Origin of the sequence: Paenibacillus sp. YYML68, assembly GCF_027923405.1 — a bacterium.
Taxonomy (GTDB): domain Bacteria; phylum Bacillota; class Bacilli; order Paenibacillales; family NBRC-103111; genus Paenibacillus_G.
The window spans coordinates 1440047-1458369 of sequence record NZ_BQYI01000001.1 but is presented as its reverse complement, the minus strand read 5'-3'; the positions used below and the strand labels follow the sequence as shown (position 1 = coordinate 1458369).

The 18323-nt window shown below is 56.9% G+C and carries 13 protein-coding genes and 1 pseudogene; 5 read left to right on the top strand and 9 right to left on the bottom strand.

From position 1 onward, the window contains the following. Positions 1-33 precede the first annotated feature (33 nt). The 4 genes from PAE68_RS06445 to PAE68_RS06430 form a co-directional block, all read right to left on the bottom strand. Positions 34-540, bottom strand: a complete 507-nt coding sequence (locus PAE68_RS06445) for a hypothetical protein (protein ID WP_281885224.1) — start codon at positions 538-540, stop codon at positions 34-36. A 167-nt stretch (positions 541-707) separates the two neighbouring features. Then, entirely contained in the window at positions 708-1136 is a 429-nt protein-coding gene (locus PAE68_RS06440; RefSeq protein WP_397378309.1) for a DUF350 domain-containing protein, read from the bottom strand. A gap of 97 nt (positions 1137-1233) precedes the next feature. Next, positions 1234-1911, bottom strand: coding sequence for a PspA/IM30 family protein (locus tag PAE68_RS06435; RefSeq protein WP_281885221.1), 678 nt, complete (start codon positions 1909-1911; stop codon positions 1234-1236). A gap of 137 nt (positions 1912-2048) precedes the next feature. Beyond that, entirely contained in the window at positions 2049-4442 is a 2394-nt protein-coding gene (locus PAE68_RS06430) for an endonuclease MutS2 (RefSeq protein WP_281885219.1), read from the bottom strand. 388 nt (positions 4443-4830) lie between these two features. Between PAE68_RS06430 and PAE68_RS06425 the strand changes: the two genes are divergently transcribed. Together PAE68_RS06425 and PAE68_RS06420 are read left to right on the top strand one after the other, a co-directional pair. Next, positions 4831-5199, top strand: coding sequence for a phage holin family protein (locus tag PAE68_RS06425; RefSeq protein WP_281885217.1), 369 nt, complete (start codon positions 4831-4833; stop codon positions 5197-5199). Between the two features lie 181 nt (positions 5200-5380). Further along, a complete protein-coding gene (locus PAE68_RS06420) occupies positions 5381-6079 on the top strand; it encodes an SDR family NAD(P)-dependent oxidoreductase (protein ID WP_281885216.1) in 699 nt (232 codons plus the stop codon). A gap of 259 nt (positions 6080-6338) precedes the next feature. Here PAE68_RS06420 and PAE68_RS06415 read toward each other — a convergent pair whose 3' ends face one another. The 5 genes from PAE68_RS06415 to pheS all read right to left on the bottom strand — a co-directional run bounded on the left by PAE68_RS06415 (position 6339) and on the right by pheS (position 15813). Further along, the gene (locus PAE68_RS06415; RefSeq protein ID WP_281885215.1) at positions 6339-6797 is read right to left on the bottom strand and encodes a hypothetical protein; all 459 of its coding nucleotides are present in this window, start codon (positions 6795-6797) and stop codon (positions 6339-6341) included. A gap of 1588 nt (positions 6798-8385) precedes the next feature. Beyond that, positions 8386-8943, bottom strand: a complete 558-nt coding sequence (locus tag PAE68_RS06410; RefSeq protein WP_281885212.1) for a CvpA family protein — start codon at positions 8941-8943, stop codon at positions 8386-8388. Between the two features lie 5 nt (positions 8944-8948). Then, positions 8949-12194, bottom strand: a complete 3246-nt coding sequence (zapA, locus tag PAE68_RS06405) for a cell division protein ZapA (protein ID WP_281885210.1) — start codon at positions 12192-12194, stop codon at positions 8949-8951. A 114-nt stretch (positions 12195-12308) separates the two neighbouring features. Beyond that, a complete protein-coding gene (gene pheT / locus PAE68_RS06400; RefSeq protein WP_281885208.1) occupies positions 12309-14759 on the bottom strand; it encodes a phenylalanine--tRNA ligase subunit beta in 2451 nt (816 codons plus the stop codon). A gap of 19 nt (positions 14760-14778) precedes the next feature. Further along, complete coding sequence (pheS, locus tag PAE68_RS06395) at positions 14779-15813, bottom strand: phenylalanine--tRNA ligase subunit alpha (RefSeq protein ID WP_281885206.1); 1035 nt, start codon at positions 15811-15813, stop codon at positions 14779-14781. A gap of 569 nt (positions 15814-16382) precedes the next feature. Between pheS and PAE68_RS06390 the strand changes: the two genes are divergently transcribed. From PAE68_RS06390 to PAE68_RS06380, 3 genes and pseudogenes are all read left to right on the top strand, one after another. Next, positions 16383-16859: a hypothetical protein gene (locus PAE68_RS06390; RefSeq protein ID WP_281885204.1), complete on the top strand. Its 477-nt coding sequence runs from the start codon at positions 16383-16385 to the stop codon at positions 16857-16859. Between the two features lie 63 nt (positions 16860-16922). Further along, a pseudogene (locus PAE68_RS06385) lies at positions 16923-17117 on the top strand (YwbE family protein); the annotation flags it as partial. Between the two features lie 104 nt (positions 17118-17221). Next, positions 17222-18250, top strand: a complete 1029-nt coding sequence (locus PAE68_RS06380) for a hypothetical protein (protein WP_281885201.1) — start codon at positions 17222-17224, stop codon at positions 18248-18250. Positions 18251-18323 lie beyond the last annotated feature (73 nt).

The window sequence follows — 18323 nt, the reverse complement described above, 5'->3', positions numbered from 1 at the left end:
TCCCCATTTTCGATCATCATAAACCGTTAATCGTTACGCCTTCCCGAGCTTCTTAATCTGCTCCGTCATGGCGATCCGATCCTTCTCCTCGAGCACCTGCTCTACCTTGAAGCACGATGGACAGATGTACACCTGAGTCGCGAAGGACGGCTGCACCAGCGTCTTCTTCAAGGCTGGCTGCACGTAAGGCAGAAACCCGGCCGGCATGCTCTGCACGCCTGCGAACAGCATGAAGCTTTGACAGGAGGAGCATTCCGGCGCCGTGTCCTGATGGTCGAGTATGCGCTGCACGCCCTCCTCGTATTCATCCATCGCCTCCAGCTCCATGACGTCCTCAAGATCAAGCTCATCCAGCTCGTCATATTCCTCGTCATCATCGAATTGAATCGCATGACCGTTCTGCTTCACCGTCAGCTGCACGCTGCGATACGGACCGAGATCATTCAAGCAATGCGGGCAGCTCTCCTCCGGCCCGATCTCGGGATCCCATACGATCTCCGTTTGACACCAGGGGCAAATGTGATCCTGCGGTTGAGACACAACGCATTCCTCCTTGACTTCCTTGCCGATATGTATGCATACTACAACCTGCTGCACCTCATGCGTGATTCATGAAGTAATATATGCCCGCGCCAAAAAATACGATAGCCAGCGCAAGCAGCGTTCCCCATAAATAATTCAACGTGTCTACGCACCTTTCCTGCCGATTACGTCACGCTCGCGCCAATTACGTAAGACAAAGATATGGAAATAATCATCGCAATAAAGCCGACCGCCCGATTGTCCTTCTGGATTTCGTCGTCGATTTTGAAGTATGGCGTAAGAAATTCAAATATGAAGTAAGCAGCCAGCAGCAGCACATAGCCGTACCCGGCCCAGATGAGAGAATGAAGCACCGTGTCGTTATTCAATATAGCAAAGCGGAACAGGTTGCATATACCAAAAATTTTGCCCCCGGTCGCCATCGCGACAGCGAGGTTGCCCTTCTTAATCTCTTCCCAGTCCTTGTACTTGGTCACCAGCTCGAAGATGGCCAGAAAGACGACAAGCGCAAGCACCGCCACCGAGAAAAACGCCAGCGTCTCTACATAAGGATTGTCCATCATTACACGAATCACCTCGTCCTCAATCATCATCTATCGCCCCTTCCCCTTGCAACTTCGCCCCGCGACAGCGGAAAAGACTGAGGGGAGCAGCTCCCTTCAGTCTTCTTCGATCCAGACTAACCGTTCGTTACGGCTGCTGCTTGCCTGCCAGTCTTGCTCTTAGCGCCGCCAGCTCATCCTCGATCCCGTCGTCCTTGCCAAGCGCGTTCAGCTCGTCGTCAAGGCTCTTGCCCTTCGAGCGGAGCTCGCTCGTCGCCTCGGCCTCCGCTTCAAGCTGCAGCACCTTCTCGCTCATCCGGTCGAAGCCGCGCGCTGCGTTATCCGTACCGAAGCCCGACATCGCCTGATTGATCTGCTTCTGCGCCTTCGCGGCCTCCGCACGGGCGACGAGCAGCTCCTTCTTATTCTTCAGCTTGCCGTACTCCTCTTTCATCTCCGACAGCTGGGCGCGCAGACGATCAGCATTCGCCTTCGCCGTATCGTACTGCGACTTCAGCTCCTCGTAGCGCTTCTGCTGCTCCTTCTTATCCTGCAGCGCCCGACGAGCGAGGTCATCATTGCCTGCCTCCAGCGCCTTCAGCGCCTGCTCCTCACGCTTCTGGACGACCTCGTGCGTCTCCTCGTATTGCTGCTTGAACTTCTTCTCGATCGCGATCTGCTTCGCGACCGCCGATTCTGCCTCCAATATATCGCTTTCCATATCCCGCAAAAACTGGTTAAGCATCTTGACAGGGTCCTCTGCCTTATCCAGCAAATCGTTCATCGAAGCCATCGTCAAATCACGCAGACGCTTGAAAATTCCCATCTTCCAAAAACCTCCTCGGTTTGTAGGGTTGGCGGTTCTTCGATTGCTCGAGATCCATTCAAGGTACATACGTTGCGAATGTCTGCTTCGTTTCAAGCCCAGCTCATATTGTAGCTTCATGCCGCTGGTTTGACCGTTTATTTCAGCTCCGCAACCGTGACGCCAGCGCCGCCTTCATTATAATTGCCGATTCGGAAGCTTTTCACGTGCTTATGCTTGCGCAAATAATCTTGCACACCCGTTCGCAGCACACCCGTTCCTTTACCATGGATGATATAGACCGAGCCGAAGTTAGCGAGGTACGACTCGTCGAGGAATCGGTCGATCTCGATAATCGCTTCCTCCACGTTCGCCCCGCGCAGATCGAGCTCCATCTTGGCGTTCTCGTCGCGCGTCCGCTTCAGGCTGGACGTCGCCTTCGGCTGAGGCTTGGGGGCGCCTTGGTTCGCCACAGACTTGAATAGCTCTACATCCTGCTTGCGAACCTTCATCTTCATAATGCCGAGCTGCACCGATATTTCATGCTCGTTGATCACATCCACGACGAAGCCGCGTTGCCCGACGGTCGTGACGACGACCTCATCGCCCGGCTCGAGGCGGTCCGGCTTCTTCTTCGGCAAGTTTGCCGCATGCTTACTCTTGAGATCAGGCACTGCGTCATTCAGCTTCCGCTTCAGCTCGCTCAGCTTATGATCCTTGACGCCGCCGGCCTCCTCGCGCTGCAGACGCTTCAGCTCCTGCAGCACCTCCTCGGCCTCGCGCCTTGCCTTCGCGACCGCCTCACGCGCGTCGCGCTCAGCCCGCTCGAGCAGCTTGTGCCGCTGCTCCTCGAGACTCGCCCGCTCGCGGCGAAGCTCCTCGCGTAAGCTCTCGACCTCGCTGCGCAGCTGAGTAGCGGTCGTACGTTCCGCCTCGGCGAGCAGCGTGTTCTCCTCGAGCGTCGCAATCATCGATTCGACGCGCTGATCCTCCTCGCCCACTTGGCCGCGGGCGTTGTCGATGATCGGCTTCGGCAGCCCGAGCCGCTCGGCGATGGCGAATGCGTTGCTTCGCCCGGGTACGCCTACGAGCAGCCGGTACGTCGGACGAAGCGTCTGGACGTCGAACTCCATGCTCGCGTTGATGACGCCTGGCCGGTCGAACGCATACGCCTTCAGCTCGCTATAGTGCGTCGTAGCGACGATGCGGCAGCCCATCCGATGGATGTAGTCGAGGATGGAGATGGCAAGCGCTGAGCCCTCTGCAGGGTCTGTGCCTGCACCGAGCTCGTCGATTAGCACGAGGCTCTTGGGCGTCATTTCTTTTAGAATGCGAATAATATTAGTCATATGGCTCGAGAACGTACTCAAGCTCTGCTCAATGCTCTGCTCGTCGCCAATGTCGGCGTAGATTGCATCGAAGACGCACAGCTGACTGCCTTCCTCCGCAGGCACGAACAAGCCGCACATCGCCATCAGCGATAAGAGGCCGATCGTCTTGATCGATACCGTCTTACCGCCCGTATTCGGTCCGGTCACGATAATGGACGAATACTTATTGCCCAGCTCGATATCGATAGGGACAACCTGATCCAGCACGATGAGCGGGTGGCGTGCTTTCTTCAGCTTCATGAAGCCGCGGTCATTGAGTACAGGCAGTGTAGCCTTCATCTCTCTGGCGAGCCCCGCCTTGGCGAAAATAAAGTCGAGCTCAGCCAGCACCTCCAGATTCACGAGCAGCGTATCGACATGGTCCGCGACGAGGGAGGTGAGCATGCGCAATATTTTCTCAACCTCGGCCTCTTCCTTAAATCGGAGCTCGCGCACCTTATTATTCATCTGTACGACAGCCTCCGGCTCGATGAACAGCGTAGCGCCGGACGCGGACTGGTCATGAATCATGCCACCGAAGTGGCCGCGGTACTCCTGCTTGACTGGGATGACATAGCGGTCGTTACGGAGCGTGACGAGGTTATCCTGCAGCATCTTCTGGATCGACGGCGTACGTACCATCTGCTCCAGACGCTCGCGTGCCTTCGACTCACTGTTGCGGAGCTCCTGCCGGATGCGGGCAAGCTCTGGACTTGCTGAATCGACCACCGCTGCGTTCTCATCGATACAGAGGCGAATGCGATCCTCCATCGCCTTATGATCGGTCAGCTGCTCCGTGATGCTCATTAAGAGCGGCAGCGGGTAATCGTCATGCACGTCGGCAAGATACTTCGCCAGCCTCCGTCCGCCCTGGCTCGTCAGCTGAATATCGAGCAGCTCCGCCGCATTCAGCACTCCGCCGATTCTAGCACGGTGCAGCGCGCTGCGGATGTTGCGGATGCCGCCGAACGGCGCGCCGCCCTTGAGCCTATCCACATTGACAGCCTCGTCCGTTGCTTGCAGCCGCTTCTTCACCTCTTCGAAGTCGCCGCTCGGCATCAGCTCGCGCAGCAGCTCCTCACCGAGCTGCGTAGACGCATGATTCGCACAGCGGTCCAGCACCTTGTGGAACTCCAGCGTATTTAATATTTTCTCATTGTATGATGGTGTGTTCGCACTCATTGAATTGTATGATTCCCTGCCTTTCGCTTCCTTACATGCGTAGAACATTCAACTGCTATTATATCCAACTTGACAAGGATAAGCGAATACCCCCTCCTGAAATAACAGTCTCTCTACGATAGTCAGAGCTGTTATGGCAAGCCTCGAATTTGGTGAAGCCAAATTGAGGGCCTTTTCTTCTAGAATAACAGTCTCTCTACGATAGTCAGAGCTGTTATGGCAAGCCTCGAATTTGGCGAAGACAAATTGAGGGCCTTTTCTTCTGAAATAACAGTCTCTCTGAGTACCTGAACCTTCCATCATAAGCTGCGCTCGATTCGGTCATGATAAGTGATGCACCGGATGAACTAAGCTTCACTACTAGCTAGCACAAGGGAGGAATCGACTGATGCATCTGTTAGGTCATCTCGTCCGATTTATCGTTTCCGCTATTATGCTGCTCGTCGTAAGCTGGATTGTTCCTGGCTTCTCGGTTGGAGGCTTCTGGAGCGCGTTCTTCTTAGCCCTGGTCATTGCAATAGGCGCATGGGTGATCGAAGGGGCCTTCGGTAAACGTATTACGCCGTTCGGCCGCGGCATCGTCGGCTTCATCGTCAGCGCACTCGTCATATGGGCTTCCCAGTTCATTGTCGGCGGTGTCTCGACGAGCTTCATCGGCGCCATTCTAGCCGCGCTTGTCATCGGGATTATCGACCTGTTCATACCGGTCAAAACTCCGTTCGAGCATGGATTAACCGGACGCGAGGATGCTAGGTAAAGCGTCCCGTCCATTAATCAGGCTCACGGAGCCATGAATCAGCCGCTGATCCGCTTGTCGGAGGCGGCTGATTTTCGTATCAAGTTAAAGCTTTCCTTATAGCTTTCATCAGCAATCGTAATTTCCACTGGTGGAGATTGGTTGATATAATGAGTGAAAATCGGTAAAAGGGGAATTGGACATGACACAATCGAACAGCTTAGCCGGTAAAACAGCGATCGTCACAGGAAGCGGAACAGGTCTCGGACGCGCAGCAGCAATCGCCTTGGCGGCGGCTGGCGCTCATGTGGTGCTTGTCGGTAGAAGAGCTAATAAGCTTGAGGAGACAGCTGCGGAGATCCAGACAGCGGGCGGCTCCACGCTCGTTGTAGCAGCAGATGTAAGCCTTGAGAACGATGCTGAGGCAATTGTAAAAAAGGCCGTCGAGGCATTCGGCACGATCGATATTCTCATTAACAACGCGGCTGTCTTCGAGGCTGGTCAAGTGGCGGAAACGACACTGAGCGCATGGAATGAGCAAATCGCGGTCAACTTGACCGGTGCTTTCCTGATGACGCGAGAAGTCATTCCGCACATGCGTTCACAAAAGCGGGGACACATCATCAACATCACGTCCTCGATGGCGACGAATGGCGCAGGCGGCTTCGCCGCATACAGCGCCAGCAAGGCTGGGCTTGAATCGCTAACGCGCACGACTGCGGATGATGAGAGCAGCTACCACATTATGGCGAACCTGTTCAATCCGGGCACCGTGAAGTCCGACATGCATGCCACCGGCAAAGACCCTGCGCTGGTCGCGCCTGACATCGTGGCCCTCGCCGCACTGTCGAATCCCGGCTTCACCGGACGACTCGTCGAAGCGGGAACGGTGCTGGAGTAGAGCGGCTTTCTCTGGTGCCCTTTGCTGATGGACACTCGGCGATTCCTCACCATAATCGAGTAGGAGGGAGCGACTAACCGTGGTCCTCACACTTAACCATTCTTGCAGCCGCAAACAGCGCCTCCAAAAAGGTATCATTGCTCCAACACTGGTGGGCTTACACGTAAATAAGCACTTGTCGAGCATTCGACAAGTGCTTATTTCATCATGTGCAGCGATACAAAGGCGAGCTTTCTCGGGAGAGCGCTTAGTTAGTTAACTAGTTGAGCTCAGCCTGAGTTGTTGCCAGCTTAACAGACAAGGATCCGCTGAGGTCCCCACTGTTCTTCCCAGTGATGCTTACCCAGTGAGTCCCCGTGGACCAAGGGGACGATGCATACCCAGTCCCTGTTTGACCTGCAGCCACTTTGAAGAGCAGCTTAGAATTTCCAGTTAATGTCCCCTGAGTAACATTAACCGTTATCTCCTCAGATGATGTATTATGTACCCACACCTTTACCCATCCGTAGTGCTCTGGGATGCTAAAGCTATGTTCGTACTTTCTTCCAGAAATCGAATCATTGACAATTATACTATCGACCTCCATAGGAGTGGTAGCTTCGGCTCCAAGGCTGTCGTTCTTAGCAGGAGCGTTGGTGGCACTTACGCCAAATACTGCAACGGAGGCGACAATAGCAGATACTGCAAGGCTTGCTGCGACTTTTTTGATCTTCATCATCCGGAATTATGTCTCCTTTTTTGAAAATAAAATTAGTAGATTATTTCTACACTTCTACCGTAACACAATTAAAAAAAAACAATATAGTAATAAATAACCATTTACTAATTGTTAATGGTTTTTTTGTTGAAAGTTATTTAAAAGGTCTCACTACGAAAACCATTGCTCTTAGCTAACGTTAGTCGTTCGCCAGCGCCCGTTCGGGACCTTCACCCTAGAGATGACGCCCATGCTGATACTGGATATACTTACGGCAAAAAAAGGTATCTCGACTACGACGAAGTCGGGATACCTTTTTTGCTTCTTCGCTCTTACTGATGTTTAATAGCAGACAGACCGTCAAAACGAGGAATTAACAGAACCCAGTTAGGGACGATGCTTTCATATGTTTGCAGTAAAAATTGATAGATTCGAGGAACTATTTCATATGCCTGAGCCCTGGTACATCTATCAGGTTGAGTTCAATGTGGAAGCGAAGCAGTTGATGTCTACGTCAAGTTTCGTAAGCGTGCGCTATTCTCTGGCTTGGATTTTGGAGCACCTGACTAGCCCGTGAAGGATGTAGTCGCAAAAAATCGTACTTGGCGGCATCTGAATTTCATCGTGTATCCTTGTTATGTACACGCTGAGTTGCCTCATACCCATTGCGGAACGTACAACCGCATGATGCGAGTGAACGTTCCCTGGGCGCTCGATAACCGAAGCATTACTTCACTCAGCATTTTGATGCGCTCATCATCGCACTTGCCAAGGATATACCGATGGACCCTGTTAGTCGATTTGTCGTTGAGCACGATACACGGCTCTGGCCGGTGCTGCATCATTATGTAGATAAACACCATCGCCCCACAGGACCTTTCCTAAGTGACGAAAATAAACACGGACGAAACGTCAGGGGGTTATGTAGTTATGATGGGGAGGGGAACCCCTGATAACTTTGTAGGGTACGCAAATGCATACGGACATTATGCACATAAGATAGTTACATATAGCATTAGTGTCGAAATATCTAAAAATGTGATGTCAGTTTCTCCGAGTTTTGCTTTTGACGATGCTACTGATGTAGGATGTCAATTTAGAATCGAATAGTATAAAATGAGATAAACCCCAGATAATCCAAGTCTGGGGTTTATTCTTAAGTATAAAGGAGATAGAACAATGGCAGCATTTTTGTTCTTTTGTTTGCCAATTACTTGTGTTACCTTTACTTTCTTTTTCTTCTCAACTATGAAGCGTATTATAAATGGAGTTACTAGTGGCAACTGGATTTACTATTTACTAACATCAATTTCTCTATATGTAATCGTACTTACGATTATTCTCACTTGCATGACATAGCGATTTTCTGAACTTGTCAAGCCGACGATCAGCTCCAATCCCGCGTAGCCCCCGATCAGCAACTGTGCTTCCTTCAGATTCCGCCTCACGGCGGATCCCCTTGCTCTTGGCTAACGGCATGCGTTCGCCAGCCCCCGTTCGGGATTTTCACCCTAGAGACGACGCCCATGCTGATACAGGATATACTTACGGCAAAAAAAAGGTATCTCGACTAAGATGAAGTCGGGATACCTTTTTATCATACACCTGATCATGCCTTCGTCCGTTCTGTCTGATTCAACCACAGCTGCTGCAGCTTCTCGGTCCATACTGGCGTGTGCTCAAGCACATAAGGCGCCGCGGTCGAGGTGCTAAGCCAACGCTGTGCTGTGTCGCTCGGCACGACCGTCATCACATGAATCGCAATCCACACCAGCACCGCTGCTTCCAATGCTCCGAGAGCGGCGCCGGTCCACTTGTTGACAGACTTCAGACCCGGTACGGCGGCCAACCAGTTGAACATACGACCGACGATGCCAAATACGAGCTTCAGCCCGAACAAAATAAGGGCAAACGCCATCGCGTTATAAATATACACATCAACATGCAGCTCTTCGGCCAAAAAAGCATACTTGCGGTAGCTGTCCGGCGTCTCAGTCTGAACGAGCTGACGCAGGAGCGGAGCGACATCATCATAGTAATAAAATGCGGCCGCATATGCAGCAATCAGCCCCACAATCGAGACAAGCTGGTTGACCAATCCTCTGGCGTAGCCCAGCGCCAGCCCCGCTCCAAGTATAGCAAGAGCAGCATAATCCAAGCCGTTCATCTGCATTAATCCTTCTCAACGAGCTCAATCCACTCGTTGTATTCCACTTGAAGCTTCTCGTACTCCACCTTGAGCAGCTCCAGCTCCCGGTTCACACCCTCTGCCTTTCCCTGCTGAAGCTCTAGCTGCTGCTGAAGCTGTTGATTGTGTTCCAGCTGCTCATGCAGCTGCCGCTCCAGCTCTTGATACAAGCTCAACTGCTGCGTAATTTCCTGCTTGTTCGCATCGAGCGTCTTCCGCAGCTGACCTGCCTCGGCAGCCGCAGCCTCCAGCTCGGCTAGACGCGCTGCATTCGCAGCCAAGCGTGTTGTAAGCACATTGTGCTCGGAGAGCGATTGCTTCTGCTTCGCCTCCCACGTGGCGCACTGCTCCTGCAGCGCACGGCTGAACTCTTGAGCCGCCTGATTGTCTTGCTGAAGCTGCTTCATCGTCTGCTCACGCTCAAGCAGCTTCTGCTCTAGCTCGGCATATCTCGCACTGTGCTCCTCTTGCTCGACAAGCGCGCTTAGCTCCAGCTCCTCGAGACGGCTTGTGAGCTGGGTGAGGTGCTTCTGCTGCTCCTCAAGCTGCTCCTGCTGCTTCGCAAGCTCCTCCTGCTTCGTCTGAAGCGACAGCCGCAGCTCATCTGCCTGCTGCGCCTGACTTTCACTGCGATGCTGCCACTGACTGCTGCTCTCCTGCAGCTGCAGGTTATACGCCTGCTGCTGCGCCAGCTGACGCTCCAGCTGCTGCAAGCGCTCCTCGCGCTCGGCCAGCTCGCGCTCCAGCTCCGACTTCAGCTGCGCCTCCGATTGTGCCTGCTGCCGCAGTCGATCTGCTTCAAGCTGCAGCTCTTGTTTCAGCTCTGCCTCGGTGCGGGCGCTCTGCTCGCGATGAGCGGCAAGCTCCGCCTCCAGCTCGCTGTACAGCTCCTGATGCAGCTCGTATTCCTCGCTCTGGTCAGACAGCTGACGCTGAAGCTGCTCCAGCTCGACTTGACGGGCATCGACCAGCTGCTTCTGCTCGCGGTTAATCTCCAACTGCTCGCCTAGCTGTATCTGCAGGCGGCGGTGCTGCTCCAGCTGTTCGGCATGCTCCCGCTCGCGGCGTGCCTCCGACTCCTCGAGAGTGCGCAGCAGCACAGCCTCCCGCTTCTGCCAGCCCTCCAAGGCTTCAGCGGCCTCTTCGCGAAGCCGAGTCAATTCAGACTCGAGCTCCGCGCTGTGACGGTTCGCAGCTTCTAACGCTTCGCTGGCCTGGACTTGCGCTCGCTCGTACCGCTGCTCCAGCTCCGCTTCCTTCTCGCTGCTAGCTTGCTGCAGCTCGTTATACAGCTCGACCTGGAACGCCGCCTCTTGCTGTACACTTCCGAGCTGCTCCTGCAGCAGCTCTAGCTGTGCGGCGAGCTCGGCTCTTGCTGCTTCGCTTCGTTGAAGCTCGCCTTCCAAGCGCTCGAGCTCTAGCTGCTGCTCTCCGCATAGCTCCTCACTTGCTGCTAATGCACGCTCTCGCTCAGCAAGCTGAGCAGCAAGACGGGACTGCTCCTCTCGAGCCTGCTCCTGCAACGCGGCGAGCTCAGACAGCTTCGCCTCGCGAGCAGTAAGCTCGCTCGCGAGACGCTCCAGCTCGCCTTGCTGCTGCTCGCGCGTCGCTTCACTTGCTGTGCATGCGCTCTCACGCTCGGCCAGAAGGACGGCGAGGCGTGCTTGCTCCTCCTGCTCCAGCTCCTGCAGCGCTTCCAGCTCCTCCAGCTGATGCTCCAGCTGCTTGAGCTTATCCGTGAGCCGTTCCAACTCACGCGCCTGCTCGACGCACGCTTCTTCGCTTGCCGTATATAAGCTCTCCAACTCGACCTTCTCTTCGCCGAGCTTGGTCCGCTCCTGCTGCACAGCTCTAAGCTGCTCCGCGAGCTCCATCCGCTCGCTCACCAGCTGACTCTCGCGCTCCGCGTGCTCCGCACGCAGCAGCTCCTCTTGCTCGCCATGCTCGCGCCGCAGACGCTCCTCCAGCTCCGCACGCTCGCTCGCCAGCTGCTGCTCGCGCTCCGCATGCTCCGCACGCAGCTGCTCCGCTAGCTCGCCATGCTCGCGCCGCAGACGCTCCTCCAGCTCCGCACGCTCGCTCACCAGCTGCCGCTCACGCTCCGCATGCTCCGCACGCAGCAGCTCCGCCAGCTCGCCATGCTCGCGCCGCAGACGCTCCTCCAGCTCCGCACGCTCGCTCGCCAGCTGTTGCTCACGCTCCGCGTGCTCCGCACGCAGCTGCTCCGCTAGCTCGCCCTGCTCGCGCCGCAGCCGCTCCTCTAGCTCCGCTCGCTCGCTCGCCAGCTGCCGCTCGCGCTCCGCGTGCTCCGCACGCAGCTGCTCCGCAAGCTCGCCATGCTCGCGCCGCAGCCGCTCCTCCAGCCCCGCCCGCTCGCTCGCCAGCTGCCGCTCGCGCTCCGCGTGCTCCGCACGCAGCTGCTCAGCAAGCTCGCCATGCTCGCGCCGCAGCCGCTCCTCCAGCTCCGCACGCTCGCTCGCCAGCTGCTGCTCACGCTCCGCATGCTCCGCACGCAGCAGCTCCGCAAGCTCCCCATGCTCGCTCCGCAGCCGCTCCGCGAGCTCGGCCTGCTCCGCCGCGTGCCGCTCGGCAAGCTCCGCTCTCGCCTCGTCGCCCGCTCTCAGCTCCGCCGCAAGACGCTCCAGCTCACGCGCCTGAACCGCGCTCAGACCCTCGAACTCGCGCGCGCGCTCCAGCGCCTCAGCAAGACGCCGCTCCAGCTCTGCGAGCTGCTCCAGCTTCTCCGCTAGACGCTCCGACGTATCCGCGAACTCAACCTCAATCGCTTCCTTGTGTGCGATTACATCGGTCAGCTGCTGCTGCAGCTGCGCCTCGCGCACCTTCAGCTGGTGCAGCGCCTCCTGCAGCTGCTCATGACCTGCGCCGACGGAGAACAGCTGCTCCCGCTCCTCCTTCAGCGCCTTCTCGGCCTCCTCCAGCCGACCAGATACTTCCTCCAGCTCCTGACGCGTCCGTTCTAACTGTTGCTGCTGTCTATGTGAAGCCTCGACCTCTTCCTGCATGCGCGTCCATTCATCGGCCATATTCACCGCAGCCAGCACGGCAATCTTCGGCAGATCCAGACGCGGACTCGTCGAGGCTATGCGATGCATCTGATCGTTGACGATGGCGACAACCCGCTTGATATAGGAAGGACTCGACCTGGATACCAGCTTGTATTGGGTGCCATAGATGTCGACGGTCATCCGAACTTTCTCTTCACCGTTCACGAGGGTTGTCCCCTTTCCACATAAAAAAATTCTCCGTATCTCAATTACTTCGATACGGAGAATCGCTTTTCCTGCTAATATACGAACGTTTTGTCGAATTCGACCATCGATTAATTACTTCCGCAGCTCTGCGCCGAACGTCTCCTCGAGCACCGCCACGACACGCCCGTGAAGCTCGCTCACCTCTTCATCCGTAAGCGTCCGCTCCAGTGTACGATAGACGAGCGAGATCGCCACGCTCTTCTTGTCGGCCCCTACACGATCACCCGTGTAGATGTCGAACACCTGAATCGACTCCAGCAGCTCACCAGCCGTCTCACGCGCCTTCTCCAGCAGCTCACCTACCGCAGCCGAACGATCGACAACAAGCGCCATATCGCGCGTCATCGCCGGGAAGCGAGGCAGCTGACGGTAAGCGAACCGCTCGCCCGTAAGCTCATCGAGCAGATCGAGCTCGACCTCGAGCACGTACGTATCGGCGAGATCCTTCGCCTGCTGCAGCGCTGGATGCAGCTGACCGATCGTACCGATCACCTTGCGCTCACCGCCGACCTCTACCTCAATACGAGCCGTACGTCCCGGATGGTAGCCCTCCGGCTGTGCAGCCGTATATGTGACGCCCTCGATGCCGAGGTACGAAACGACATTCTCGAATACACCCTTCAAGTCGTAGAAATCAACAGCACCCGGCTTGCCCGTCCAGTGCAGCTCGCTCCGCTTGCCTGTCAGCAATGCAGACAGCAGCAGCTTCTCCTGCGGCAGCTTCGTAATCGGCGCCTCGTCCGTCACGAACACGCGACCGATCTCGAACACAGCAACGTCGTCCATATTGCGGTTGCGGTTGTACGTCGCTACATCGAGCAGATGCGGCACGAGCGACGTGCGAAGCACGCTGCGCTCCTCGCTCATCGGCATCGCCAGCGCTACCGGCTTCGCGCCGCTGTATGCGCCCGGATAGGCCGCCATATGGTCCGGATGCGTGAACGAGTACGTAATCGCCTCGTGCAGACCGCTAGCCGTCATCAGACTGCGCACCGTACGGCGCACGAGCTGCTCCTTCGTCAGCTTGCCCGGCGTCGTCTCCGTATGCATCAGCGTCGTCGGAATGTTGTCGTAGCCGTACAGACGGGCGACCTCCTCGATCAGATCGACGACCCGCGTAATGTCACCGCGGCGGCTCGGCACGTGCACGAGCACGCTTCTCTCCCCGAGCGGCTCGACCGTGAAGCTGAGACGCTTCAGCACGCCTGCGACCTCCTCCACCGTCAGCGACGTGCCGAGGTACCCATTGACGCGGTCAACCGTCAGCTCCAGCTGCACCGAACGCTTCTCCTGCACGACCTTCTCGACGATGCCAGAGACGACTTGACCGCCTGCCAGCTCGGCGATGAGCGCAGCTGCGCGGTTGAGCGCCGGAATGACCGCCTCCGGGTTCACTTCCTTCTCGAAGCGCAGCGATGCCTCCGAGCGCAGACCGAGCTGACGCGACGTCTTGCGTACCGTACCGCCGTCGAAGCGCGCCGACTCCAGCAGAATGCGAGTCGTCGACTCCGTCACCTCGGAGTTCGCGCCGCCCATCACACCTGCGATCGCAACCGGCTTCGTGCCGTCGGTGATCAGCAGCATGTGCGGCTCGAGCGTACGCTCGACGCCGTCCAGCGTCTCCAGCTTCTCGCCAGCTTGCGCGAAGCGGACATCAATATGCCCGTTCGCCAGCTGATCGGCATCGAACGCGTGCAGCGGCTGACCGAACTCGAGCATCACATAGTTCGTAATATCGACGATATTGCTGATCGGGCGGATGCCTGCGGCCATCAGACGATTTTGCAGCCAGAGCGGGGACGGTCCGAGCTTCACGCCTTCGATGAGACGGGCCGCATAGTGCGAGCACGCTTCAGTCGCGGATACGTCGACGGAGATGCGGTCCGCAGCCGTCACGCCGGACTCCTGATCGCGCACCTGCTGCGCTTCCTCCGGCAGCTTCACCTCGCGCCCTAGAATCGCGCCGATCTCGTAAGCCGCGCCGAGCATGCTCAGGCAGTCCGAGCGGTTCGGCGTCAGATCGAGCTCCATGACCTCATCGTTAATGCCGAGCACGTCAAGAATGCTAGCGCCGATCTCTGTATCTGGAGGCAGCACGAGAATGCCCTCCTGAATTTCCTTCGGCAGCAGCTTGTCGTTCAAGCCAAGCTCCTTCGCCGAGCAGATCATCCCTTGCGACTCGACGCCGCGCAGCTTCGCGCGCTTGATCGCGAAGTCGCCCGGCAGCTTCGCGCCGATGACGGCGACGGGCACCTTTTGACCGGCGTCTACATTTTTGGCCCCGCACACAATCTGGAGCTCCTCCGCTTGCCCAACATCGACCTTACAGACGCTCAGCTTGTCCGCATCGGGATGCTTCTCCCGCGACTTCACGTAGCCCACGACGACCCCGGACACGCCCTGGTTCCGGTTCTCGACGACATCGACCTCTACCCCGCTGCGCGTCAGCTTCTCAGCCAGCTCCCCAGCCGTATATCCGCTCACATCCACATATTGCGACAGCCACTGATACGATACCTTCATTGCTCGTTACGCCCCCCTCTTACACATGCACGAACTGCTTCAAGAACCGCAGATCGTTCGTATAGAAATGTCGAATGTCTTCAATGTCATGCTTCAGCATCGCGATCCGCTCCACACCAAGACCGAACGCGAAGCCGCTGTACTCCTCCGGATCGTAGCCCGCCATCTCGAGCACGCGCGGATGCACCATACCGGAGCCGAGGATCTCGAGCCAGCCGGTATGCTTGCACACGCGGCAGCCGCTGCCGCCGCACATCGCGCACGTTACATCGACCTCTGCACTCGGCTCCGTGAACGGGAAGAAGCTCGGACGCATGCGGATCTGCGTGTTCTTGCCGAACAGCTCCTGCATGAACTGGAGCAGCGTGCCCTTCAGGTCGCTCATCCGAATGTTGCGGTCGATCACAAGTCCCTCGATCTGTGTGAACATGTGCGAATGCGTCGCATCGTCATCGTCGCGGCGGTAGACGCGGCCTGGGCATATGATTTTGATCGGCACCTGCCCCTTCATCTTCTCGAGCGTGCGCACCTGTACCGGAGACGTATGCGTACGCATCAGAATGTCCTCGGTCACGTAGAACGAATCCTGCATATCGCGGGCCGGGTGGTTCTTCGGCAAGTTCAGCGCCTCGAAGTTGTAATAATCTTGCTCCACCTCAGGACCTTCCGCCACCGTATAGCCCATCCCGATAAAAATATCCTCGATCTCCTGAATCACCTTGCTGATCGGATGCACGGCGCCATGCGCCACCGGACGGCCTGGCAGCGAGATGTCGATCGTCTCTGCCGCAAGTCTCGCCTCGGTCTCCGCACGGTTGTACGCCGCCTGCTTCGCCTCGATTACTTCCTCGATCGCCGCACGCACTTCATTAGCCACTTGACCGATGACCGGACGCTCCTCGGCGCTCAGCGCACCCATCCCCCGCAATACCTCGGTCAGCGGGCCCTTCTTGCCCATGTACTTCACGCGCAGATCATTGAGCTGCTGCTGGCTCTCTACGCCAGCGAGCTCGGCGAGCGCCTCGTCCTTCAGTTGCAACAATCGTTCCTTCATCGTTACGGTTACCCTCCTGCATAGTAGATTGTTTTTTTTCATATCCAGCTGCACGCAAAAAAAGACTTCTCCATCCCAAATAAGGGACGAAAAAGCCGCGGTACCACCCTTGTTAGACGGTGCTTGCCTGCTGCTGCGTAGGATGGAATTCGATTCCAGCTACGCACCTAGCGAGCGCATCGTCTCACTTCATTAAGAGATAACGGTTCTGACGAACCGGCTCCCCTCTACTGCCTCTAGCGGCCGTCTGTCTAACAGCGGCTTGAGGGTTCAAAGGACTGCTCGGGAGCGAATGTTCCACAGCCTAAAACTCACCGGCTCCGCTCTCAGTCTTCGGCGGACCCTCCCTGGGATGAATGAGGAAGCGCTGTGTACTTGCCTCCGTCGTCGCATTTCGACAGTATGCATTTACCAAGTATTATATGCAATCGGCCGAAGGGATGCAAGGTGAAGGGTGCGCGATGCGGTACGCTCCCTTTTGAGATAAACCTGTGCTGTGGTATACTCGAATGAACTGGCGCAGGCGTTCGCTTACGCGATTTTACATAGGAAGAAGTGTGGGAATTAGTATGCTAACGTTCGACGAGAAGAAAGCGATTATCGAATCGTTCCCGGAGCTGACACGCAAGGACGTGTCGATGGGACGAGTGAACTACCATTACGAAGCTAGCGGCTATGATAAAAAAATCGTCGTCTACCATCTGCATCCGAACGGCAACGGGTTCGTCTATGCGGGGCATTCGAAGGAATACGAGACGGACGATCGCGGACTTGTCAACATCCGGGAGTACGGTGAAGCGGAGCTGCGGGCGATCATCCAGGCGTCGATTCTATCCCTAGCGCCGAAGACGACAGCTGAGCAGGTCGTAACGAGCGATACAGCGAGCGAGGAACAGCGCTGGTACGGGCCTGATAACCAGACGCTGCTGCTCGTGCATGAGGATGAGCTGTGGTACGTCTATGCCGGGCTGAACCTCGAATCGGCGTTCGAGACGTATGAAGAAGCAGAGGAATACTTGAAGGAAGAAGGCTTCCGCCTGCCGTAGTTACGCGCTGCGGATAGGTTACACGAGCTGCTAGAGTGTGAGGAATGGAAAGGAGGCATATCGATGAGCTTATCCGGACAGCAACGCAGCAGCATCAAGCCGGGTCTAACCGTCGACATCGTGCTGAAGCAGGATCAGCGCACAGGCAAGACGACGCGCGGCGTCGTGAAGGAGCTGCTGACGAACTCGCCGACGCATCCGCACGGCATCAAGGTTCGATTACAGAGCGGTCAGGTCGGACGAGTCAAGACTATTATTCATGATACGGCGAGTGGAGCTGCAGCTACATCTGTACGAGCGGCGGCGGCTACCGAGCAAGGGGGCGCGGGACAAGGCGCGGAATCCCGGAAGGGAGCTGCAGAGTGATGCGTGGTACGCGGCTGCAATGGAGACGCGATGCTCTGCAACGAATCAGAGTGTCATTGCCGTCATTGCAGCGCTCTTGCCTCCGCCTCGTTGCGCTCGCGCTTGTGCTGCTCACCGCTTGTGCCTCCTTGCTGGGGCGGCCCGAGGTGTGTCACGCTTGCTCCTGTGCCAATGTGACGGTACAGCAGGCGTTCGAGCAGTCCAGTGCCGTATTCGTCGGCAAGGTGCTCGATCAGGCCGAGGTATTCGACCCGCATGAGGACAGCGGAGTGATCGGCCGGCGTTACGCTGTTCGCTTCGAGGTGCAAGCCTACTGGAAGGGCGATGTACCGTCACAGGCGATCGTGTATGACAGCTTCACGAGCTGTGGCATCGGCTTTACGGAAGGTTCGTCGTATCTAGTATACGCATACGAGCGGCAGCCCGGAGAATGGACGACTCACCTGTGTTCACGGACGAAGGAGCTAGCCGGGGCTGAGGAAGACCTTCAAGAGCTCGGCGAGGGACGAACGCCGACCCGTCAGATCGAGCTAGCGGATCAGCTGCAGACGACCTGGATGGATACGGTGCAATACTATGCTGGGTATGTGTGGCATAGAGTGTCCAAGGCGTTGCCACTCGCAATGCTCGGTCTGCTGACCACTGGGCTACTAGCCGCGATTGCTGTCATCTGGCTGCTGCGTCATCGTCTGCCGCTGCGCAAGCTGAGCGTCCGCATCGGCGTGCTCGGCGCTTCGTACGCGCTCGTCATGTGGGCGATTGCTCTCAGCCTCGATCGTTACGGCCCGCCTGAAGGAGGCGAATGGCTGGTCGTCCTTGGCCTCGGCGTACTGCCCGCGTTGCTTGCGCTCGTAGCCGCATGGCGCCAATCGTCCTGGCTGCTGCTGGTCGCAGCACTATCGGCCGCCCCGCTATGCTTCCTACTCGCAGTGTCGCCCAGCATGTTCACATGGATCGGCCTATCCTTGCCGTGCTACTCGCTCTCTTGGGTGATGATGCGGCTGGCAGGTCGAGGTCACAGGTAAGGAAACAAGCCGCGTACGGAGTGAGCTCCGGCGCGGCTTGTTTGATTGGATTTTGTGGCTCTGCACATTCCTT

Excerpts from the sequence above, each read along its gene's own strand:
- PAE68_RS06435 (WP_281885221.1), bottom strand. The coding sequence starts at position 1,911 with ATGGGAATTTTCAAGCGTCTGCGTGATTTGACGATGGCTTCGATGAAC.
- PAE68_RS06440 (WP_397378309.1), bottom strand. The coding sequence starts at position 1,136 with ATGATGATTGAGGACGAGGTGATTCGTGTAATGATGGACAATCCTTAT.
- PAE68_RS06430 (WP_281885219.1), bottom strand. The coding sequence starts at position 4,442 with ATGAGTGCGAACACACCATCATACAATGAGAAAATATTAAATACGCTG.
- PAE68_RS06390 (WP_281885204.1), top strand. The coding sequence starts at position 16,383 with ATGCTAACGTTCGACGAGAAGAAAGCGATTATCGAATCGTTCCCGGAG.
- PAE68_RS06420 (WP_281885216.1), top strand. The coding sequence starts at position 5,381 with ATGACACAATCGAACAGCTTAGCCGGTAAAACAGCGATCGTCACAGGA.
- pheT (WP_281885208.1), bottom strand. The coding sequence starts at position 14,759 with ATGAAGGTATCGTATCAGTGGCTGTCGCAATATGTGGATGTGAGCGGA.
- PAE68_RS06425 (WP_281885217.1), top strand. The coding sequence starts at position 4,831 with ATGCATCTGTTAGGTCATCTCGTCCGATTTATCGTTTCCGCTATTATG.
- PAE68_RS06410 (WP_281885212.1), bottom strand. The coding sequence starts at position 8,943 with ATGAACGGCTTGGATTATGCTGCTCTTGCTATACTTGGAGCGGGGCTG.
- pheS (WP_281885206.1), bottom strand. The coding sequence starts at position 15,813 with ATGAAGGAACGATTGTTGCAACTGAAGGACGAGGCGCTCGCCGAGCTC.
- PAE68_RS06415 (WP_281885215.1), bottom strand. The coding sequence starts at position 6,797 with ATGATGAAGATCAAAAAAGTCGCAGCAAGCCTTGCAGTATCTGCTATT.